The organism is Rhodococcus sp. BUPNP1, from assembly GCF_002215235.1.
In the GTDB taxonomy this organism is placed as follows: domain Bacteria; phylum Actinomycetota; class Actinomycetes; order Mycobacteriales; family Mycobacteriaceae; genus Rhodococcus.
This window is the reverse complement of the sequence record NZ_NERM01000001.1, coordinates 40,645-64,756: the sequence shown is the minus strand read 5'-3', so window position 1 is coordinate 64,756 and position 24,112 is coordinate 40,645. Positions and strand designations below refer to the sequence as shown.

Genomic DNA, 24,112 nt, shown 5'->3' with positions numbered 1-24,112 from the left:
GGCCGTCACTCGGACTTCGCGGCGGCGTCGGCGAGCATCGGGGCGATCTCGTCGGTGGCCCACTTCAGCGACAACGCCGACGGGAAGCCCACGGCGTTCGGCATGCCGGTGTTGCGGGCGAGCGAGACGACCGCGCCGCGCTCGACGGCCGGCAGACGGTTCCACGCCTCGAACTTGGTCAGGTATCCGAGATCGCCGGTGGGCGAGACGACGACGAGCAGGTCGGCGTCGAGCTGCGAGATCTCCTCGTAGGACAGCACACCGCGTCCGTCGGCATCGACCTGCAGTGTGTTCGCGTACTCGCTGAGCTCGAGGCCGAGGGAGTTCAGGAACTGCCCGATGCCGCGGTCGTCGGCGGCGAGCACCGACAGCTGACCACCGGTGTCACCGATGATCGCGTTGTAGGTCGCGCCGTCGAGCGCGGGGTACTGCTCCTTGGCGGCGTCGAGATCGACCTCGGCCTGCTCGATGACCTCCTCGGCCTTCTCGGGGATGCCGAGGGCCGAGGCGATCTTGCGGGTGGAGTCCTGCCACGGCTCACCGTTGGCGCGGTAGTCGAAGTGGACGACGGGGAACTGTTCGGCGAGCTGGTCGTAGGTGTTCTGCTCGAGTCCCCAGAAGCCGGTGGAGACGATGATGTCGGGTTGCAGCGCGGCGATCTGCTCGGCGATCACCGTGGCACCGCCGTCCATGTTCAGCAGCGGCGGGACGTCGGCGCCGAGCGCTTCGGCCTCCCACGGCCACACACCGGTGCCGCCGGTCGCGGCGAGGTTCTGGGCATCGACGGGGAGCGCGAGCGGGGTGACGCCCAGCGACAGCAGGATGTCGGCGTCCTGCGGCGACAGCGGCAGGGCGCGGGTCGGGGCGGACTCGACGGTGGTGTCGCCGAACTTGCCGGAGACGGTGACCGGGAACTCGCCGTTCGCCGCCGTCGCGCTGCCGGACGAGCCACCGCTGTCGGTGTCCGAGCCGCACGCCGTGACACCGACCAGCATGGCGGTGGCGGCGAGGGCGACGCCGATCCGGCGCAGTCGCTTGTGGATCCTCATCGATTCTCCTCTGCTGTAGAACACTTCGTGGGTCCGCCGGCCGGGTCCCCGTTCCCGGCGCCGCGGATCTCGTTCTCGTGGAGGGTCGCGGCGAGTCCGCCGATCGACCCGGTGGTGAAGATCGACTCGGCGTCGATCACGTATCCGGCCGCGCGCAGTCCGCCGAGGATCCGCATCACCGAGATGCTGTCGCATCCGAGTTCGAGCAGATCGTCGTCGACGCCGACCTGCTCGACGCCGGTGACCTCGGAGGCGAGGGCGCACAGCAGTTCTTCGGCCGGTGTGGACGGTGCCCGGTGCGTTCGCGGGGCGAGTTCCGGTCGCGGCAGCGCGGCGCGGTCGATCTTGCCGTTGGCGAGCGTGGGCAGGGCGTCGAGCACGACCGTCGCCGACGGCACCATGTAGTCGGGCAGCACCCGCGCGACCGCGCGTCGCAGCGTCTCGGCGTCGAGGGTGTGCCCGGCGGCCGGGACGACGTAGGCGACGAGACGTGCCGTCGCACCGAGATCGGTGCGGGCGAGCACCACGGCGGTCGCGACGTCCGGTCGCGACGACAGCACGGTCTCGATCTCGGCCGGCTCGATCCGGTAACCGCGGATCTTGACCTGGTCGTCACCGCGGCCGCGGTACCGGATGTGTCCGTCGGGCGTCCACAGGGCCCGGTCACCCGTGCGGTACATGCGGTCGCCGGGGAATTCCGGATCGATCGTGTCCGCGACGAATCGGTCGGCGGTGCGACCCGGGTCGGCGAGATAGCCGCGGGCCAGTCCACGACCGGCGAGGTAGAGCTCGCCCTCCACGCCGATCGGCACGGGACGCATCCACCGGTCGAGGATGTAGGCCCGGGTTCCGGCGACCGGTCGGCCCGCGACGGGCGCCTCGACGTCCGAAGCCCGTGCGACGAGCGCGTCGACGGTGCTCTCGCTCGGCCCGTAGAGGTTGTAGGCGCTCACCCCGTCCAGGTCGCGCAGCCGGTCCCACATCGGTTGGGAGACGGCCTCGCCACCGAAGCCGAGCGTGGCCGGGCACCGCCCGTCGTCCGCGAGTCCGTGATCGAGCAGCTGCGCGAGATGCGACGGGGTGACCTCGACGAAGTCCCAGCGGGATTCGTGGGCGACGCGGACCATCTCGGCCGGGTCGCGCTGGACCTTCTCGTCGACGACGTGCACCGCGTGCCCATCGAAGAGCCACAGCTGCGGTTGCCACGACGCGTCGAAGGCGAACGACCACGCGTGGCCGACCCGGAGCCGGTCGCGTCCGGTCCGTGTCTGCGTCGGCGCGTAGAGGTCGGCGCGGTGGCTGTGGAACAGCGCGGTCAGGCCGCGGTGCAGGGCGAGGACCGCCTTGGGTGTGCCGGTGGAGCCGGAGGTGTACACGACGTAGGCCGGGTGGTCGGCGCGCAGCGGTGCGAGCCGGTCGGCGTCGGTCAGCGGGGCGTCGTCGTAGCCGGCGACCCGCGCCGCGAGCGTCTCGTCGTCGAGCGCGAGCACCGGCGCGTCCACCGCGGGCAGCGACGACGCGAGTTCTCGGGTGGTGAGGACGACGACCGGTTCCGCGGTGCCGAGGATCGTCGCGAGACGCTCGGTGGGAGTGCGCGGTTCGAGCGCGACGTAGGCGCCGCCGGAGACGAGCACCGCGAGCATCGCCGCGATCGTGTCGGCCGTGCGGGGCAGCACGAGCGCCACGCGGGTCTCGGGAGCGACACCGTGGTCGACGAGCAGGCGCGCCCATCGGCGGACCCGGGACGCGAGGTCGGCGAAGGTCCATTCGAGATCGCCTGCCACGAGCGCGGTCTCGTGCGGGTGGTGGTCGACCGCGTCGTCGAACAGGTCCGCGACGGTGACGGCCTCGGCGACCGGTGCCGGTGTGGCCCGCCATCGTTCGAGCTGTGCACGTTCGTCGGCCGGCAGGACGTCGATGGCGGACAGGCGCCGGTGCGCCTCTCCCCCGGCCAGCGTGCGCAGCACCCGGTCGAGTCCGGCGGCGAGACGTTCGACGGTGCCGCGGTCGTACAGGTCGGAGCTGTACTCGACGACGCCGACGACGGTGTCGGTACCCGCATATTCGACGAGGTCGAAGGACAAGTCGAACTTCGAGGTCTCCATCGGGTGCGGTTCGGGGGTGACACCCGCCGTGAGCCCACCCGCACTGCGCGGATCGGGTTCGACGAGATAGACGATCATCACCTGGAACAGCGGGTGCAGGGCGCGCGAGACGGATCGGTCGGAGCCGAGCACCGCGTCGACGACCTGCTCGAACGGCAGGTCCTGGTGGTCGAACGCCTCGAGGTCGGTGCGGCGGATCCGGTCGAGCAGTTCGGCGACGGTGGGGTCGCCGGACAGGTCGGTGCGCAGCACGAGGGTGTTGAGGAAGAAACCGACGAGATCCTCGAGTTGCGCGTCGCCGCGTCCGGAGACCGGGGTGCCGAGGGGGATGTCCTCGCCACCGCCGTAGGCGGCGAGCAGCACCGCGACGGCGGCCTGCACGACCATGAACATCGAGACGTCGTGTGCACGTGCGACTTCCCGCAGTGCACGCACGACCTCCGGGTCGAGCGCGAACGGCACCGCGCCACCGCGATAGGAGGTGCGGGCCGGACGGGTCCGGTCGGTCGGCAGCGGCAGTTCTTCGGGCAGGCCGGCGAGGGCGTCGCGCCAGTAGGCGCGTTGACGCGCGGCGAGCGACTCCGCATCGGCCGGGTCGCCGAGCAGGTCGCGCTGCCACAGTGTGAAATCGGCGTACTGCACGGCGGGCTGCGTCCACTCCGGTGCCTGCCCCACCTGCCGCAGCGCGTAGGCGGTCGCCAGATCGGTGAGCAGCGCCTTGGTCGACCACTCGTCGACGGCGATGTGGTGGATCACCAGCGCCACGACGGTGTCGTCCCCGGCGTCGAGGACCGACAGCCGCACCGGCAGCTCGGCCGACAGATCGAAGCGGTGATCGATCGCCTCGGCCAGCGCATCGCGGACGTCCGCCGCGGCGACGGAGCGGTGGTCGGCGACAACGCGGACCTCGTCGGGCGCGAGCACCTGCTGGTAGGCCTGTCCGTCCGCGCTCGGGAAGACCGTGCGCAGCGCCTCGTGACGCAACACGACGTCGCGCACGGCCGCTTCGAGTGCCGGGACGTCGACGCGTCCGTGCACCCGCCACGTGACCGGCACGTTGTACACGCCGCCGCGGGCCCCGAGCTGGTCGAGGATCCAGAGGCGTTGCTGCGCGTACGACAGCGGCACCATCGCAGGTCGCGGGTCGGCCGCAACCAGCGCGGGTCGCGGCGACGCCTGACCCGCCGCCGCGCACCGCTGCGCGAGCGACTCCACCGTCGGGGCGTCGAAGACCGTGCGCAGGGCCAGATCGGCGCCGAGCTCCGAGCGGATCGCGTTCACGAGCCGGATCGCAGCGAGCGAATGCCCACCGAGCGCGAAGAAGTCGTCGTCGATACCGACCTCGTCGAGTCCCAGCGCATCCGCGAACAGTGTCGCGATCGTCGCTTCGAGCTCGGTACGCGGCTGCCGTCCGGATCCGGTGTCGAACTCCGGTGCCGGAAGGGCACTGCGATCGAGTTTGCCGTTGAAGGTCGTCGGGACCGAGTCGATCACGAGAATCCGCGCGGGCAGCAGGTAATCGGGCACACGTCCGACGAGCGCCTCACGGACCGCCACCGGGTCCACCGCGACTTCCGCTGCGGGAACGACATATCCGACGAGCACCGAATCGCCTGTGCCGGTCGGACCGGCAGAGCCGGCGGGACCGGGTTTGACCGCGGCCACGGCACGGGCGACACCGTCGACGGCATCGAGAGCCGCCTCGAGTTCACCGAGCTCGATGCGCAGACCGCGCAGCTTGATCTGGTCGTCGCCGCGACCGAGAAACTCGAGGTCGCCGCGGGCGTCCCAGCGCGCGAGATCGCCGGTGCGGTAGAGCCTCTCACCGGGATCGCCGTAGGGGTCGGCGACGAACCGCTGCGCGGTGAGTGCCGGGCGCCGCAGGTAGCCCTGCGCGACCTGCACTCCCCCGATGTACAGCTCACCGGGGGTGCCGGCCGGCACGGGGCGCAGATACCGGTCGAGCACGTACAGGCACACGTTCGCGCCCGGCCGGCCGATGACGGAACCGCGGGTGGGCGAACCGATGCGGGCACCCGGGTCGGCGTCGAGGGTCACCTCGACGGCGGCTTCGGTCGGGCCGTACAGGTTGTGGACCTTCACCTGCGGCAGCACCTTCGCCGCGTGTTCGACGGTGCGGGGCGACAGTGCTTCTCCGCTGCACACGATGCGGCGCAGGTTCGCGGCGTCCGCGGTGGCGGGCACGGCGAGGGTTTCCTCGAGCATCGACGGCACGAAGTGGGCGACGGTGATGTTCCCGTCGCGCAACAGGGTCGCCGATTCGACGGGATCGCGATGCGCGTCGGGTCCGCCGACGACGACACTCGCACCGTCGACGAACGGCGCGAACAACTCCCACACCGACACGTCGAAGGTCGCGGGTGTGCGCAGCAGCACCCGGTCGTCGGGCGAGAGCGGCAGTTCGCAGCGCGCCCATTCGAGCCGGTTCGCCACGGCGCGGTGCGACACGGCGACGCCCTTGGGCAGACCCGTCGACCCCGAGGTGTAGATGACGTAGAGCGGGTGGTCGAGGGTGAGCGGCGCGATCCGGTCCGTGTCGGTGACCGGCTCCGGGCTGCGGGCGTCGATGCGGGCACGGACCTCGGCGTCGTCGAGGTCGAGTCGCGGATGTTCGCCGGGCAGTTCGATGTCGCTGCGCGTGAGCACGACTCGCGGACGTGCGTCACCGAGCAGGTACTCGATGCGCGCTTCGGGAAGCGTCGTGTCGATCGGCTGGTAGGCCGCACCGGACTTCACGACGGCGTGGATCGTGACGACCTGCTCCACGGAGCGGGGCACCGCGACCGCAACGATCGCACCCGGTCCGGCACCGAGCGCGACGAGTTCGCGGGCGAGGCGGTTCGAGGCGGCGTCGAGCACGGCGTGGGTGAGGGTGCGGTCGGCCGCGACGAGAGCCGGTCGTCGGGCGTGCTCGGCGGCACTGCGCGCGAGTGCCTGACTCAGCGGGACGAGAGCGAAGTCGACGCGCTCACCGGTGCCGACGGCGAGCTGCCCCGCGGCCTCGTCGGCGTCGAGGATCGCGACGTCACCGATCCTGGTCTCGGGTGTGCTCGCGACCTGGTCGAGCAGCGTGAGCAGCGCGGCGAGCAACGTATCGGCCGTGGTGGCGTCGAACAGGTCGGTCGCGTACTCCACCGACACGGCGACCTCACCGGTGTCCGGGGCGTCGACGAAGGTGAGATTGAGGTCGAACTTGGCGCGGACGTTGCTCAGCGGCTCCCAGCGGGTGGGCACACCGAGCAGGTCGGGCAGCTGCGCGGGGCGCTGCAGGTAGCTCACCATCACCCGGAACAGCGGGTTCCGTCCCTCGACGCGCGGCGGTGCGAGTCGCTCGACGAGCTGCTGGAAGGGCACCTCCTGGTGCGCCATCGCCGCGAGATCGGTTTCGCGCACCCGGTCGAGGAGATCGGCGAAGGTGGGTTCGCCGGACAGGTCGGTGCGCAGCACGAGGGTGTTGACGAAGAAACCGACGAGTTCGTCGAGGGCGGTGTCGGACCGGCCCGAGACCGGGGTGCCGACGACGATGTCGTCGCCCGCGCCGAGCCGGGAGAGCAGTGCCGCGACGGCCGCGTGCAGCGCCATGAACATCGTGCCGCCACGGGCATCCGCGACCGCACGCAGGCGGGCGGCGATGTCGGCGGGGACCGTCGCGGTGGTGTTGCCCGCCGCGCCGGTCGGCCGCGCGGGGCGGGGCCGGTCGGTGGGCAGGACGATCTCGTCGGGCAGCTGCGCGAGAGTGTCGGTCCAGTAGTCGATCTGGGTGTCGATCCGGCCGGCCTCGATCAGTTCGCGCTGCCACAGCGTGTAGTCGGCGTACTGGACGGGCAGCGGCGACCACTCGGGTGCCGCACCGGCCGACCGGGCGAGGTAGGCGCGGGTGAGGTCGCCGAGCAGCGGCGCGTCCGACCATTCGTCGGTCGCGATGTGGTGCAGCACCACCGCGAGGACGTGCCGGTCGGGTGCGACGCGCACCAGCACGACCCGCAGCGGCGGGTCCGTGCGCAGATCGAACGACGCGGTGAGCCGCTCGGTGAGCAACACCCGGACGGCATCCTCGGATTCCGTCTCGTGCAGTTCGAAGCGCACGGCCTCGGCTGTGGACAGGATCCGCTGGTAGAGCGCGCCGTCCTCGGACTCGACGACGGTGCGCAGACTCTCGTGACGTTCCACGACGTCGGCGACCGCCGCGGCAAGGGCATCGGCGTCCACCGCACCGTCGAGGCGGGCGACGTGCGCGTAGTGGTAGGCGAGGCTGTCGTCCTGCAGTTGCTGCAGCAGCCACAGGCGTTCCTGGGCGGCCGACAGCGGCACCCGGTCGGGGCGCGTCCGCGCGGTGACCGGCGGGAGCGCCGCTGCGGCACCGGGGATGCGGCGGGCGAGTTCCTCGACGCTGCGGGCCTCGAACAGGTCGCGGATGGTGACGTCCACGCCGAGTTCGGAGCGGATGCGGCCGACGATCCGCATGGCGATCATCGAGTGCCCGCCGAGTTCGAAGAAGTCGTCGTCGGCGCCGACCTCGTCGATGCCGAGGACGTCGGCGAAGACCTCGCACAGGACCTTCTCGGTCTCGGTGCGCGGGGCGCGTCCACCGAGGCCCGTGGCGGCCTGCGGTTCGGGCAGGGCGCGGGTGTCGAGCTTGCCGTTGACGGTCATCGGCACGGAGTCGATGAGCTGCACCCCGGCCGGAACCATGTAGTCGGGCAGCTGGGCACGCAGGTGGGCGACGAGCCGCGAGGACAGATCGGACGGATCACCGGCACCGACCGGAACCGCGTAGGCGGCAAGTCGTTTCGTGCCGGGTACGAGCGGGTCGTCGACGGCGATCACCGCCGCGGTGCCGACCTCGGGGTGCTCCTCGAGCACGGCCGCGATCTCGTGCAGTTCGACGCGGTAGCCGCGGATCTTGACCTGGTCGTCGACGCGGCCGAGATAGTCGAGGTTGCCGTCGGCACGCAGGCGCATGAGGTCGCCCGTGCGGTACATGCGACCACCGGCCGACCACGGATCGGCGACGAACCGGTCGGCGGTGAGCCCGAAACGGTTCAGATAGCCGCGCGCGAGACCCACACCGGCGATGTACAACTCGCCGACGACACCGTCGACGACGGGGCGCAGCCACGGGTCGAGGATGTAGGCGCGGGTCGCGCGGATCGGGACGCCGACCGTGGGGGTCGCGCTGTCGTCGGTGCCACCGCCGAGGGTGTTGATCGTGTACTCGGTGGGGCCGTAGAGGTTGTACCCGAGGGTGCCGTCGGTCTCGCGCAGGCGCGTCCACACCGAATCCGACACGGCCTCACCGCCGAGCAGGACGAGCGGCGGGCGGTGCTGTCCCGGCCCCTCGTCGAGCATGCCGTCCGCGATCAGCTGCGTCGCGTAGGTGGGGGTGACGTTCACGACGTCGATGGCGTGGGTGTTGCAGTACTCGACGAGCGCGGTGGCGTCGCGACGCAGGTCCTCGTCGCAGACGTGCACCTCGTGACCCTCGACGAGCCAGAGCAGTTCCTCCCACGACATGTCGAAGGCGAACGACACGGTGTGCGCGACCCGCATCCGGCGTCCGTCCACCGACGAAACCACCGGATCGAAGATCTCGTCCTGATGGTTGCGCTGCATGTTGGTGAGGCCCCGATAGGGGGTGACCACACCCTTCGGCTTGCCGGTGGACCCGGAGGTGTAGATGACGTAGGCGGGGTGCTCGAGCCGGCCCGGACGGCCCGGGGCGAACGCGCCGAGTTCGGCGTCGGTCAGCGGCGCGGTGTCGGCGGTGCCGAGTTCCATCGCGACCGCTTCGTCCAGGCGGATGCTGCGGTCGGCGGGCAGGCCGAGACGGTTCTGCACCGCGGTCGTGGTGAGGAACAGCGCCGGCTGCGCGTCGTCGATGACGGTGCGCAGACGCTCGTCGGGCTGGTCGAGTTCGAGCGGCAGGTAGGCGGCACCGGTGCGCAGGATCGCGAAGAGCGCGACGACGGTGTCGATGCTGCGGGGCAGGCCGAGGCACACGATGGTCTCGGGTCCCGCTCCCCCGGCGATGAGGGTGCGGGCGAGCGCTTCGACGCGGCCGGCGAGTTCGCCGTAGGTGCAGCTCTGTTCACCGGAGACGAGGGCGATGCGGTCGGCGTCGGTCGCGGCGCGCGCGATGAGCATCTCGGCGACGGTGACGTCCTCGACCTCGGGGATCTCGGCGCGCAGCCGGGCGTCGGTGACGGCGTGCTCGGCGGCTGTCAGTGCCGGCACGGACGCGACCGGCAGATCCACTCCGCGGGCGACGAACTCGAGCAGCGCCACGAAGCGGTCGTGCAGGGCCCGGGCACGCGAGCCGTCGACGACGTCGGGCCGGTAGTCGATCTTGACGTGCATCGTCCGTCCCGGCGACACGACGATCGCGAGGGGATAATGCGTGTGGTCGAGACTGTCCTCCGCGACGATGTCGTGCCGCGCGGACTGCCGGGCCATCTCGTCGGCGTCCTTGAAGTTCTGCAACACGAACAGGGTGTCGAACAGTTCGGAATGACCGACGGCGCGGAGGATGTCGCCGAGTCCGAGATACTCGAACTCCATGCGGTCGGCGTACTCGTCCTGCATGCGGCGCAGCAGGTCCGCGACGGTCTCGGCGCCGGACAGGCGCACCCGCACCGGGACGGTGTTGAGGAACATGCCGATCACGCGGTCGAGTCCGACGATCTCGGTGGGCCGCCCGGCGACGGTGGAGCCGAACACGACGTCGGTGCTGCCGGACTCGGCGGCGAGCAGCAGGCCCACGACGGCGTTCATCAACGCGTTGAGGGTGACACCCGTGCTGCGGGCCCGGTCGCGCAGTGCCGCGGTGAGCGTCTCGTCGATGAACGACTCGATGCGCAGCGGCACGATGGCGGCGCGGTCGCGGGTGGATCCGGCGAGCAGCGTGGGCTTGTCGAAACCGGCGAACTCGTCGCGCCAGGCCTGCTCGGCGGCGGCGCGGTCGCGTGCGGCGAGCCACTGCAGGTAATCGGTGAAACCCGCTTCGGGCGCCGCGATCTCGTCACCGGCGTAGCGGGCGAGCAGTTCGTCGACGAACAGCGCACCGGACCAGCCGTCCCACAGGATGAATTCGCGGTTGACGACGAGACGGTCGATGCCGTCGAGGTGCAGCAGCAGCATGCGCCACAGCGGCGGGGACGCGAGGTCGAACGGCTGCAGCCGATCCTCCTCGATCAGTTTCTCGGCGCGGGCCTGCTGCTCGGCGGGGTCGAGGTCGGTGAGGTCGACCTCGGTGAACGGCACCTCGAGATCCGCCGCGCCGATGAACTGCACCGGATCGGACAGACCGTAGTCGGTGAAACCGGCACGCACGGTGGGATTCTCGGCGAGCAACCGTGCGGCGGCGCGGCGCAGGCGCGCGACGTCGAGGCGGTGGCCGAAGTCGAGCGAGAACTGGGCGGTGTAGATGTCCTTCGACGAGTCGAAGACCGACTGGAAGTACAGGCCGCGCTGCAGCGGCGACAGCGGCCAGATGTCCTCGAACCGCACGGGCGCGATCCGTGCGACACGATCGATCTCGGCCTGCGTGAGCGTGACGTGCCCGAGATCGGACGGGGTTAGGGAGGTTCTTCCCGAGGCTGCGTCGGCGCGGCCGAGGAGATCGTCGAATGCCGCGCGCCATGCCTCGGCGAGCCGGGCCACGAGATCGGGGTCGAGAGCCTCGTCGGCGGTGAGATGCACTGTGGCGCCGCCGGTTCCCCGTTCGACGTGGATGTCGAGCAGGTAGTTGCCGATGCGGTCTCCGCCGCTCCGCACGAGCACCTGCGGCTGCCCGAGCGGCGCGAGGGCCGGTCCGGCCTGGACGTTGGCGTAACGCAGCATCGGCCAGCCGATGCCCCGGTCGGGGGCGGCGCGCAGGCGTTCCTTCGCGGCGCGCAGGGCGTCGAGCGGATCGGTGGCGAGCGCCAGCCGCACCGGCGTCGTCCAGTCGAGCGCGCCGACGGTGCGGGTGAGGTCGGCGTCGGCGGTCAGTGCGATGCGGCCGTCGCGGACGATGTCGACGAGCAGTTCACCGTCGCCGCTCTCACGGGTGTTCGCGACCGCGGCTGCTGTCACCGCGGTCCACACATCGGTCGAGTCACCCGAGACGAGACCGGCCACCGTGGTTGTCGCCGTGGCGAATTCGTCGTCGGTCAGCGTGACGGTCACGGGCGTCCGTGTGCGGCCGGTGGCCACCGCTGCGGCGAACTCGGCACCGGGTGCGACGGTGGTCATCCAGTCGGGCAGTTCTGCGAGTCGCTGCGGGGAGGCGGCCTGCTCGGTGAAGACGCGGGCGTGGGTCGCGGGCGAGGTGGGCACGGGCGGCAGCACGATCTGCGTGCCGCGCCGGGCGGCGCGCAGGGCGCGGTGCAGGTCGGCGGTGACGATCGACCAGGACGTCTCGTCGACGAGTCCGGCGGGGGCGAGGAAGACCAGTTCCCCGGCGGTCTCGTCCGCGCCGGTGAGCCGCACCGCGGTCAGGATCCGGCCGACGGTGGCCTCGGGACGCAGGGGCAGGTCGGCGGTCGCGGCTCCCGCGGGCAGCGCGGCGTCCGCGACGAGAGTCCGGGCGTCGACGGCGGCGGTGTCGTTCACCGACAGCAGCCACAGCACCGGAGCCGGTGCGGTGAGGGTCGTCCGCAGCGCCGGGTGGTGCGCGACCACGGCGGCGACGGCGGCGGCCAGGGTGTCCTCGGTGAGATCCTCCGGAGCCGGAATGCGGTATTCGCGCAGGTCGGCGTCGACGGCGAGTCCGGCGTCGCGGCGTCGCGCGGTGGCCGGCATGAGCGCGAGCGGCCCCGCGATGGTGTCCTCGTGCCCGGCGGCAACGCCGATGTGATCGGCCTCGGAACTCTCGCCCACGTGGTCGGCCTCGGGGTTCTCGGCGAGCGACGGTGCCGGGGCGACGTCGAAGGTGCCGAGCGGCGCGTCGAGGTCGTCGAGGATCGCGGTGAGGAAGTCGTCGAGGTCGGCGGCGCAGCGCTGCGCGAGCGGTGCATCGTCGGCGTGGCCGCGCAGTCCGATCTCGATCGGGTGCCCGGCCTTCTCGAGCACGAGGATGAATTCGAGTTCGCCGACCGGTCCGGAGGACAGCATGTGCGCCTGCGATTCCCGGCCGACCGAGTACCGCGAGGCAGCTGCGGGCATGATGTTCACGCCGACGGTCGGGGGCCGCCAGTCCGGGTCGATCTCGGCGAGTTCGCGGCCGAGATCCTCGCCGCGGTACCGGCCGTGCTTGAGCAGTCCGAGCAGTTTGCCGTCGATGACCTCGGCGACGTCGGCCAGACGCGCGTCGTCGGGCACGTCGAAACGCAGGGGCAGGACGCTGGCGACCATCGCGGGCACGGTGCGCAGTTCGCGGGTGCCACGCGCGGTCGTGGGCAGGCTGATCACCACGTCGCGGCGGCGGGTGGCCCGGGCCAGATAGGCACCGAGGAGTGCGATGAGCACGGTGGCGGGCCGGGTGCCGTGGGCCTTGGCGTACCGCTCGAGCCGGCCGCGTCCGTCGGCGTCGATGTGCGACCAGGCGACGAGTTCGCCGGGGCTCGACAGGCGACCCGAGCCGAGCAGGCGCGTCACCTGCGGGAGGTCGGCGAGTTCGTCGAGCCAGTAGCGACGGTCGAGTTCGCGCTGTTCGCTCGCGACGTACTCCTCGTCGACGCGCACGTACCGTTCGAGGGTCCACTCCGCGGCGCGGTCGGGGCCCTTGCCCTCGACGTACGCCTTGGTCATCGCGGTGGTCGCCAGGCCGATGCCGTAGCCGTCGTTCACGATGTGGTGGTACTGCTGGTACAGCCGCACGGTGTCGTCGGACAGGCGGTGGATGGCGAATCGGAACAGCAGGTCGCGGGCGAGGTCCTGCGGTTCGCTCATCGTCTCGCGCATCCAGCGGTCGGACGCCGCCGCCGGGTCGTCCTCGCCGCGGAAATCGATGACCGGCAGGTCCCACTCGTGGGTCGCGCGCGGGATCTGGACGACGTTGCCGTCGGCGTCGACGTCGAAGTTGACGTGCAGGGTCTCCGCGACGTCGAGCACCGAGTGGATCGCCGTGATCATCCGGTCGATGTCGATGTCGTCACCGATGGTCTCGGTGTACATGCCGGTGTTGTAGAGGTGCCCGGTGGCGTCGAGCTGATGACCGAAATAGATGGTCCGCTGCGCGCGCGTGACGGGATACACCGACTGCATCGAATTTTCTCTCTCCCACGGATGCCGCGACGAACCGCGGGCGCATACCGACTAGCTGATGGTTAGGCTAACCATACTAGGTGCCCGAGGGGGTGCTGAAACCTGCTCCCACCGGCGCGTTCATCGCCGTCGTCCAGGCCTCGGACAGCGCTCGGATCTCCTCGGAGGGAATTCGTCCGTCCGACCGCATCGTCGCCACGAATATGCGACCGTCCGCCTCGTCCTCGATCCGCACCGACAACTCGAGGGCGTGACCGGACGGGGTCCGCCGTTCCGTCGGCACCGTCTCGATCCGGACGAGGACGTCGGGTCGGGCCAGCGCCATGAAGGCCGGCGCGGCCTGGGCGTTGAGGTGTCGCAGCAGCGCGTAGCCGGAACCGTCCCCGGGCACGGCGTCCACGGCGGCGGTCACACCGGCCGACACGGCGTCCACATCGTCGGCGACGGGAACCCGTACGGGCACACCGACGGCGAACGGCCCGACGGTCCGGGTGCAGTCCGGCTCGCCGTCGGAGACCCGGCGCGGGTCGCGTTCGATCTCGACGAGCAGCTGTGCCGGCGCGGCCTCGCGGACGCGTGCGACAGCGACGGCCAGCGCGGTCACCGCTGCGGCAGCGGGGTCCAGCTCATCGGCCGGACCGGCGGGGATCTCGACGGGGGCGACCTCGACAGGTTCGACCGGATCGCCGACGGGGAGCACAGCCGTGCTCAGCGCGGCCCCCGGTGCGAGGACCTGCGCCCAGTGCGCCAGTTCCCCGAGCAGCGCCGGATCCTGCGCGCGCTCGTTGATGCGGGTCGCGAGTCCCCGCGCGGTGGCTGCGGGAACGGCGACCGGTCTCCCGGTCACCGCCGCAGCGAGGTCGGCGGCGAGCACGCCGACGGAGACACCGTCGGCGACGATCGGGTGGACCGCCACCACGAGGCGACCCGCCTGTCCGGTGGTCAGCAGGACGGCCGAGAGCACCGGCCCGGATTCGGGGTCGAGCGTCGTGGCGGCCTCGATGCGGGCCCGCTGCTCGGCGGCTGCGAGATCGGTGGTCTCGACGACCCGGACCGGCACCTCGTCGGCGGGGTGGGTGTCGAGCGACCACAGCACCGACGCCACGCGGGTCAGCCGCATGCGCAACGCATCGTGCGCGGCGACCACCGTGCGCGCAGCCTCGGCGACCTGCTCCTCGTCCGCCGGGGTGTCGACGGCGAACACGATCGCCGCACCGGCCGGCTCGATGCCGGTCTCGCGCAGCGCGTGCACGGCCGGCGGTACGGGCACCGGGCCCGGCTCCCGATCGTCCACGGGACCGGCCGGCCGTTCGGCCGTCTCGGCGAACTGCGCGACGGCGGCGAGACCGGCCGGGGTGCGCCACCGGAAGATCTCGCGCGGACCGAATTCGATGCCCTTGCGACGCGCGGCCGTGACGACCTGCATCGAGACGATGCTGTCGCCACCGAGCGCGAAGAAGTCGTCGTCCGGTCCGACGACGTCGAGACGCAGTGCCTCCGCGAACAATTCGCACAGTGCGGCCTCGGCGGGGGTCTCCGGGTCGCGGCGCGCCGTCACGGTCGGCTGGGGGTCCGGGAGTGCCCTGCGGTCGAGTTTGCCGTTCGGTCCGAGCGGCAGTGCATCGAGCACGGTCACGGTGACCGGGACCATGTGATCGGGCAGGGAGGTCGCGGCGTGCACGAGCAGGTCCGCAGGTTCGACGGTGTGCCCGGACAGGGGCACCACGTAGCCGGTGAGCATGCCGTCGCGCACGACGACGGCGCTCTGCGCGACGTTCGGATGCGCGACCAGCGTCGCCTCGATCTCCCCGAGTTCGATGCGCAGGCCGCGGAGCTTGACCTGGCCGTCGGCGCGACCGATGTAGTCGAGTTCGAGGCCCGCGCCCCGGTCGCGCCATCGCACGAGGTCGCCGGTGCGGTAGAGCCGCTCCCCCACGTCACCGAAGGGGTCGGCGACGAACCGGCCCGCCGTCAGGCTCGCCCGCCGGTGGTAGCCGCGGGCGAGCTGGACACCGCCGAGATACAACTCGCCGACGACGCCCGGCGCCACCGGCCGGAGCCGTTCGTCGAGGACGAGGGTGCGGGTGTTGTCGATCGGTCGCCCGATCGGGACCCACGGGATGTCCTGCGCCGGAATCGGTGCCGCGGTGACGTCGACGGCCGCCTCGGTCGGGCCGTAGAGATTGTGCAGTTCGGCGTCGACGAGGGTGTGGAAGCGGTCACGGTGATCGGCGGTCAGCGCCTCACCACTGCAGATCACCCGGGACAGGCGCAGCGGCCCGTCCTGCTCGGCGAGCACGTCGAGCAGCGCCGCGAGCATCGACGGCACGAAGTGCGCCGTGGTGATCGACTGCCGGGCGATCACGTCGCGCAGATAGTGCGGGTCGCGGTGACCGTCGGCGGTCGCGACGACGAGCGTGGCGCCGGTGATCAGCGGCCAGAAGAACTCCCACACCGACACGTCGAATCCGGACGGGGTCTTCTGCAGCACCCGATCCTCGGCGGTGAGACCGTATTCGTCCTGCATCCACCGCAGCCGGTTCGCGACGGCGCGATGGCCGACGACGACGCCCTTCGGGGTTCCGGTGGATCCGGAGGTGTAGAGCACGTACGCCGCGCGGTCGAGAGGCATCGCGGCCGGTGCGGTGACCGTCTCTACGGGATCGGTACCGACGGAACCGGATTCGTCGGCCTCGAGCACCGGCACACCGGAGTCGAAGGTCATCGCCACGTCGGTTGCCACCACCGCCGCGACGGGCTGCGCATCGGAGAGCATGTACGCGAGTCGGTCGGCGGGATAGTTCTCGTCGAGCGGCAGATACGCCGCGCCGACGCGGTGGATCGCGAGCAGGGCGACCACGAGCGCGGTGCTGCGCGGAATCGCCACGGCCACGACGGCATCCGTTCCTACTCCGGGCACGGAACGCAGGTGTCCGGCCAGGGCGGCGACGGCACGGTCGAGTTCGGCGTAGCTCCACCGCCGTCCGGTGGCGTCGTCGACGAGTGCGAGGGCATTCGGTGTCGCAGCGACCTGCTGTGAGAACAGTTCGGGGATCGTGCGATCGGGACCGTTGTCGCGGACCGTGCCGATCTCCGCTGCCGCCAACACCTTCCGGTCGCCGGCGGTGAGCACGCTCAGCTCCGACAGCGAGGCGTCCGGATTCGCCGCGATCTCCGCCAGCAGGGCCGTGAGCCGCTGCGCGAATCCGTCGACGGTGTCGCGGTCGAACAGATCGGTCGCGTACTCGATGCGACCGCGGATCCCACCGTCGTCGGTCTCGGCGAGGTCGAAGGTCAGGTCGAACTTCGACGTGCCGGTCTCGACGAAGACCGGTTCGGCGTCGAGACCGGGCATGCGGATCTCGTCGAGCCGGTCGCGGTACTGCACCATGATCTGGAACAGCGGCTGGCGCGCGAGCGACCGGGCCGGGGCGAGTCGTTCGACGAGCACCTCGAACGGCAGGTCCTGGTGCGCGTAGGCGTCGAGATCGACTTCCCGGACCCGCGCGAGCAGGTCGCGGACCGTGGGATCGCCGGACAGATCGGTGCGCAGCACGAGCGTGTTGACGAAGAAGCCGACGATCCGATCGAGGGCGGCGTCGGGGCGCCCCGCGACGGGAGTGCCGACGACGATGTCGTCCCCGGCGCCGTGCGCGCGCAGCAGTGCCGCGACGACGGCGTGGGTGAGCATGAACATCGTCGCGCCGGATTCGGCGGCGACATCGGCGAGTGCCGAGCGGGTCTGCGGGTCGACGGTGAACGGGACCGCGCCGCCGCGGTAGCTGCTGACGGCACCGCGCGGCCGGTCGTGCGGCACGGCGAGTTCTTCGGGTGCGCCGTCGAGGACGCGTGCCCAGTACTCGGTCTGGACCTCACGCAGAGACTCTTCCCCGGTACCGAGACGTTCGTCCTGCCAGAGAGTGAAATCCCGGTACTGCACCGGCAGCGACGCAGGTGCGGGCGCCCCGGTGGTCAGGTGCGCGTACCAGGCCGACAGGTCGGCGACCAGCGGCGTGGCGGACCACTCGTCGGCGGCGATGTGGTGCACGAGCACCATCAGGTGCGCGTCGTCGGGAGCGGTGCGCACGAGCGTCGCGCGGATCGGCAGGTCGTGGGCGAGATCGAACGGGCGGCCCGCCTCCTCGGCGAGCAGCGCGTCGAGATCCGCCGGGGCGGTGTCGACGATCCGCAGGTCGACGGTGCAGTCCTCGACGGGCAGCACCCGCTGGTAGCCGATCTGCTCGACGTCATCCTCGTCCGGTTCGGTGAACACCGTGCGCAGCGTGTCGTGCCCGGCGATCAGGTGCTGCAGGGCGCCGCGCAGGGCGTCGATGTCGAGTGTGCCGCGCAACCGCATCGTGTACGGGATGTTGTAGGTCGCCGACGCGCCCTCGAGGCGGAAGAGGAACCACAGCCGGCGCTGCGCCGCCGACATCGGGACGAGATCGGCGTGGTCGCGGCGCACGAGTTCGGGTCCGGCGGCGGTGGCCGGGACCGTCGCCGCGAGTCGCGCGGGGGTGCGCAGATCGAAGATGTCGCGGATCGACGGGTTCCGGCCGGTGCGCACGCGCAGCACAGCGGACAGACGTGTCGCGAGGAGCGAATTGCCTCCGAGGGCGAAGAAGTCGTCGTCGGGGCCCACCTGGGGGACACCGAGGAGTTCGGCGAGCACCTCGCACACGGCGCGTTCGTCGTCGGTGGCCTCGCGCGTGCTGTGGCTCTGCGCGGGATCGGGCAGAGCCGCGCGGTCGACCTTGCCGTTGGGCAGGGTCGGCATGGCGTCGAGGACGGCGAAGACGGCGGGAATCATGTAGTCCGGCACCACCGTCCGCAGGTGGTCCTGCAGGTCGGTGACCGTCGGGCGCGGTGCGGCCGGATCGGCGACGACGTAGCCGACGAGCAGATCGGTTCCGGACGCCGACGGGCGCACGGTGACGAGGGCCGCGGTCACCGCCGGGTGGCGCCGCAATGCGACCTCGACCTCGCCGGGTTCGATGCGGAAGCCGCGCAGGCTCAGCTGGTGGTCGGCGCGCGAAACGAAGTCGAGTTCTCCGGAGGAACTGCGCCGCACCAGGTCTCCGGTACGGAACAGCCGAGCGTCACTCCCGGTGGGGTCGGCGACGAACCGCGCCGCGGTCAGGTCCGGGCGGCCGAGATAGCCGCGGGCGGACTGCACTCCCCCGACGTAGAGTTCGCCGGTCACCCCGTCCGGGACGGGACGCAGGTGCCGGTCGAGGATGCGTGCGGTCACGCCGTCGACGGGGGCACCGATGCGGACGCGGTCGACGTCGGAGCCCGGCGCCGTCCAGGTCGTGACGTCGCCGGCGACCTCCGACGAACCGTACGAGTTGATCACCCGTGCGCCCGGCAGTGCCGCGATCACGCTCGCGCCGAGGGGTTCTCCGCTGAGGAACCACGTGTCGACGAGTTCCGCGGCCTCGGGGCGCAGGGCGGCGAGGGTCTCGGCGAGGCTGGGCACCGCGGTGAGCATCCGGACGCGGTGCCGGGCGACGAGATCGGCGAGGGTCTCGGCGTCACGGGAGGCCGCGTCGTCGGCGAGGACCATCGTCGCACCGGAGAGCAGACCGGCGAACAGTTCGGTGAAACCGTCGATGAAGCTCAGCGAGCTCTTGGCCAGGCGCACGTCGTCGCCGGCCGGGCGGACGCGTGCCGCCTGCCACGCCAGCCGGTTCGCCAGCGCCGCAGCGGTTCCGACGACCCCCTTGGGCACACCCGTCGAACCGGAGGTGTAGACGACGTACGATCCGTCCTCCGGATGCAGCGGCCGGGTGCGGTCGAGGTCGGTCACCGGCGCGTCGGGGTGGCCCTGTGCCGCCTCTGCCAGTGCGGCGAGGGTCAGCTCCGGTGCCCCTCCGGGCACGGCGCCGTCCGTATCGACGAGCACGAGATCGGGTGCGGCGTCGGTGAGCATGAACTCGATGCGTGCCGGCGGGTACGACAGGTCGACGGGCAGGTAGGCGGCACCGGCGACGACGACGGCGGCCAGGGCCACCACGGCGGCGTCGGAGCGTGCCGCCGCGACCGCGACGACACTGCCGGGTCCGATGCCCCGCTCGGCGAGCGCACGAGCCGAACGATGCACGCGCGCCCCGAATTCCCGATAGCTCAGGGTCTCGGTGCCGAACACGAGCGCCGGGCGATCCGGGTGGGTGGCGAAGGCCGCCGCGAGCAGATCCGGCAGCAGCTGCGTGGTGGCGGGCACCGCCTCGGCGGTGCCGGCGGCGCGCTCCTCGTCGGTGCGCACGTCGATCGTCGAGAGGTGCCGCGGTTCGGGTTCGGCGAAGGCCGCGAGCACCGACAGCAGACGCTGCCCCAGGGTCCGTACGCTCGTACGGTCGTAGAGGTCCTCGGCGTACTCGAAGCGGATCGACAAACCGTCGGTGGCGTCGACGAAGTCGACGGTGAGATCGAACTTCGACGCGCCGGTGGACAGATACGACACGGTCGCGACGGTGTCGCCGATCTGCGGGACGACCGGTTCGGTGCGGTACTGCACCATCGTCTGGAAGAGCGGGTGCCGCGCGAGCGACGGGGTGACACCGACGGCGTCGACCACCTCGTCGAACGGCACCTCCTGGTGGGCGAGCGCGGCGAGGTCGGCGCGCCGTACGCGTGTCAGGATCTCGGCGGTGTCGGGATCGCCGGACAGATCGGTGCGCAGGGCGACGGTGTCGACGAAGAAGCCGACGATGTCCTCGAGCCCACTGTCGGCGCGACCCGCGACGGGCGCGCCGAGCACGATGTCGTCGCCCGCACCGAGCGCGGTGAACAGGGCGGCCACCGCGGCGTGGGTGAGCATGAACATGCTCGTCCCGGAACGGGCACACGTATCCCGAAGGGCCGCAGACAGTTCCGAACCCACCTGCACGTGCACCTCGCCACCGCGGTGACTCGGCACCGCGGGTCGCGGACGGTCGTGCGGCAGGGCGAGTTCCTCGGGTGCCCCGGCGAGGGTGGAACGCCAGAACGCGAGATCGCGGTTGCGGAGCGCGGCCGCGGCGGGGTCGTCGGCGAGACCGCGCTGCCACACCGCGAAGTCCGCGTACTGGGGACGCGGCGCGTCGTCGGGCACACGACCCGCCGAGAGATCCGCGTAGGCGGCGGCGAGGTCGGCGAAGACCGTCTCGGCCGACCACTCGTCGCCGGCGATGTGGTGCACGACGAGCAGCAGCACCGCGTCATCCGGTGCGCGTCGCACGAGATGCGCACGGAACGGACGGTCCTGTCCGAGGTCGAAGGATGCCCGCGCAGCCGCGTCGAGAAGTGCCGCGGCATTCCCGTCGCGCGCCTCCGCGACCTGCAGGATCGTCGACGGCGTGTCGGTGACGACCTGCACGGGCTCACCGTCGACGACGCCGACGACGGTGCGCAGCACCTCGTGCCGGGCAACGACGTGCACCAGCGCACGGTCGAGCAGGTCGGCGTCGAGCCGGCCGTGCAGTTCGAGGGCGAACGGGATGTTGTAGGTCGGCGACGGTCCCTGGGCGCGGTCGAGGAACCACAGGCGTTGCTGGGCCGACGACAACGGGATCCGTTCCGGTCGCGGCCCTGCGACGAAGCGGGGCCGTGCCGGGCTCGCACCGTCGACCACCACGGCCAATTCGGCCAATTCGGCCACGGTGGGAGCGTTGAAGACGTCGCGCAGCGACACCTCGACGTCCAGCGCCGAACGGATCCGCGCGACGAGTCGGGTGGCGGACAGCGACGTTCCGCCGAGGGTGAAGAAGTCGGCGTCGACACCGACGGCCGGGAGCCCGAGCAGGTCGGCGAAGACATCCGCGAGGGTGTGTTCGGTGGCGGTCTCGGGATCGCGTCCGGTGTCGGGGGCGCCGATCTCCGGGGTGGGCAGGGCCTTGCGGTCGACCTTGAGGTTCGCGGTGAGCGGGAACTCGTCGAGCACGACCGTCACCGACGGCACCATGTACTCGGGCAGACGCGTGCGGAGGAAGTCGTGCAGCGCTGCGGTGTCGACGTCGGTGCCGGTCACGTAGCCCACGAGGCGGGCCGCTCCGGTGGCGTCGGGCCGGGCGACCACGACGGCCTGCGTCACGCCGGGGAAGTGCGCTGCTGCGGTTTCGATCTCGCCGAGTTCGATGCGGTGGCCGCGAACCTTGACCTGGTCGTCACCGCGTCCGAGATACTGCAGGGTGCCGTCGGCGGTCCAGCGTACGAGATCGCCCGTGCGGTACATCCGGCCGTCGCCGAAGGGGTCGGCGACGAAGCGGGTCGCGGTGAGGCCGGGGCGGCCGCCGTAACCGCGTGCGAGCTGCTGCCCCACGACGTACAGCTCACCGGCCGCGCCGACCGGCACGGGCTGCAACTGCCGGTCGAGCACGCGCACACCGGTTCCCGGATAGGGGCGGCCCACCGACCCGGTCCACGGCAGGTCCGGCGCGACCGGAGCGGAGGTGCACCACACCGTCGCCTCGGTGGGACCGTACATGTTGACAACCGAACGCGCTCGCGCGGCGAGGGTTCCGGCCAGGACGGCGGGTAGGGCCTCGCCGCCCACGAGCACGTCCGCACCGGCGAGATCCAGACCGTCGTGCTCGACGATCGCGCCCCACAGCGACGGGGTGGCCTGGATGCAGTTCACCGACTCGGTGGCGGCGAGCGTGGCGAGGGCCGCCGGATCGCGCGCCTCGTCGTCGCCCGCGAGCACGACGGCCCCGCCGCGGCACAGCGGCACGATCAGTTCGAGCACCGAGATGTCGAACGACAGGGTGGTCAGGGCGAGAAGCCGGGTGTGCGTGCCGATTCCGGTGAGATCGGTCGCGGCGTCGACGAAGCGGGCGAGTGCGCCGCGCGAGAGCACGACACCCTTCGGCCGGCCGGTCGACCCCGAGGTGTAGATGACATATGCCGACTGGTGGGGCACGACTCGCCCGGAAGGCGTGGTGCCGGCGGGGACGTCGCCGCGCCAGTGCAGGACGCCGTCACGGAAGACCGCCGTGGCGTCCGGGATCGATGCGCCGAGACGGTCGGCGAAGTCGTCGGTGGTGAGCAGGATCGCCGGTCGCGCGTCGTCGAGCATGTACTCGAGTCGCTCGGCGGGAAAGGCGGGGTCGAGCGGCAGGTACGCCGCGCCCGTCCGCAGCACGGCGAGGAGCGCGACCACCATGTCGGCGGTGCGCGGCAGCGCGAGCGCGACCGTCACCTCGCGTCCCGCGCCTGCCCGTGCGAGTTCGTCTGCGACGGCATCGATGCGCGCGTCGAGTTCGGCGTAGGTGAGACGGTCGGCGCCGGCGACGAGCGCGGGCGCGGCACCGGTGGCGGCCACCTGCGCGTCGAACAGATCCATCGCGTCGGGCGCGACGGATTCGGCGACGGTTCCGTGCCAACGGGATTCGAGGCCGGCACGGAAATCCGGGTCCAGCAGGTCCGCGTGAGCGAGGGGACGCTCGTCAGCGTCCTCCCGGGCGGCGAAGGCGAGCAGTCGCGCGAGGGCCGCGGCGTGACCGGCGACTTCCTCGACGGTGTACCGGTCGGCGTCGGCGTCGAGGGTCAGTTCGAGTGCGCGGGTGCTGTCGACGCGACGGGCGACCACCGCGAGGTCGTGGACGGGACCGCGCGCGAGCGAGTGCACGGTGGCGGTCGCGTCGCCGAATCGCACGGTGTCGCCGAACGGCTTGATGTTGACGGTGGGGCCCACCGGACCGGGGCTGGTCGCGGGCAGACGCAGGTCGCGGTGGATGTCCTCGCCCCGGTAGCGGGTGTGGCGTCCCTGTGCGGCGACGGTGGCACGCACATCGGCGGCGAGCGCCGCGAGACTCGCCTCCGGGGCGACCTCGATGCGGAGGGGCACGACGTTGACGGCGGTGGTGAGCACCTTCGCGGCGACGCTGCCCATCCGGTTCATGGCCGGGAAGCCGAGCACCACGTCGCGGACCCCGGTGACCCGGCCGAGATAGGCGGCGGTCGCGGCGGTGACGAGGTCGGGCCAGCCCACCCCGGCGCGGCGTGCTGCTGCGTCGAGTGCCTCGGCGACGTCCCCGGGGACCTGCACCGATTCGGTGACCACCGCGCGGGCGAGCGACGATGCGGCCGGCACCGCGGTCTCTGCGAGGCCGAGTGCGTCGGGCGCACCGCGCAGCGTCCCGGTCCAGAAGTCGCGGTCGGCGACGATGCGCTCGCTGCTGCGGTACTCCTCGTCCTCGGCGACGATCTGCTCGACGGAAGCGAAGGTCGCGGACGGGACGTCCTCGCCGCGCACGAGTGCGGTGTACACGGCGACGATGCGGCGTTCGATCAGGCTGTAGCCGTAGACGTCGAGCAACGCGTGGTGGGCGCGCAGGAACAGCAGGACGCGGTCCGGTCCGAGGACGAACACCCGGGCGCCGATGCCGGCTTCGGCCGTCGGATCCATCGGCACGCGCAGGATCGCGCACATCGTGTCGACGGCCGTCCGCCGCGGGTCGGCGTCGGCGGTGAGGTCGGTGACCTCGATCTCCGGCGCCGGATGGGCACCGGGGAACTGGACGGGCACCTCGTCGACGACGGCGATCCGGGCGCGTAGTCCGGCGGACTCGGCGAAGACCGTGTGGACGGCGCTGGCGAGGACGGCCGGATCGATGGCGCCGTCGATCTCGAGGAAGTGCCCGGTGACGAGTGTCAGGTTCGACGGGTCGATCGTCTGCGCGAACCACATTCCCGCCTGGGCAGCGGTCAACGGCAGAGGCACGATCGATTCCACGGGTACTCCTCGACATTCCTGGACCCGCCCCCTCGGAT

3 protein-coding genes are annotated in these 24,112 nt (G+C 71.6%); all 3 read right to left on the bottom strand.

Translation table 11 applies throughout. From position 1 onward, the window contains the following. Positions 1–5 precede the first annotated feature (5 nt). The gene (locus tag B9C99_RS00210; RefSeq protein ID WP_088896598.1) at positions 6–1,049 is read right to left on the bottom strand and encodes an ABC transporter substrate-binding protein; all 1,044 of its coding nucleotides are present in this window, start codon (positions 1,047–1,049) and stop codon (positions 6–8) included. Then, entirely contained in the window at positions 1,046–13,360 is a 12,315-nt protein-coding gene (locus tag B9C99_RS00205; protein ID WP_088896597.1) for a non-ribosomal peptide synthetase, read from the bottom strand. The genes B9C99_RS00210 and B9C99_RS00205 overlap by 4 nt, the downstream gene beginning before the upstream one ends. Before the next feature lie 76 nt (positions 13,361–13,436). After that, positions 13,437–24,074, bottom strand: a complete 10,638-nt coding sequence (locus B9C99_RS00200; protein WP_088896596.1) for a non-ribosomal peptide synthetase — start codon at positions 24,072–24,074, stop codon at positions 13,437–13,439. Positions 24,075–24,112 lie beyond the last annotated feature (38 nt).

Coding starts and splice junctions, on each gene's coding strand:
- B9C99_RS00210 (WP_088896598.1), bottom strand. CDS start 1,049: ATGAGGATCCACAAGCGACTGCGCCGGATCGGCGTCGCCCTCGCCGCC.
- B9C99_RS00205 (WP_088896597.1), bottom strand. CDS start 13,360: ATGCAGTCGGTGTATCCCGTCACGCGCGCGCAGCGGACCATCTATTTC.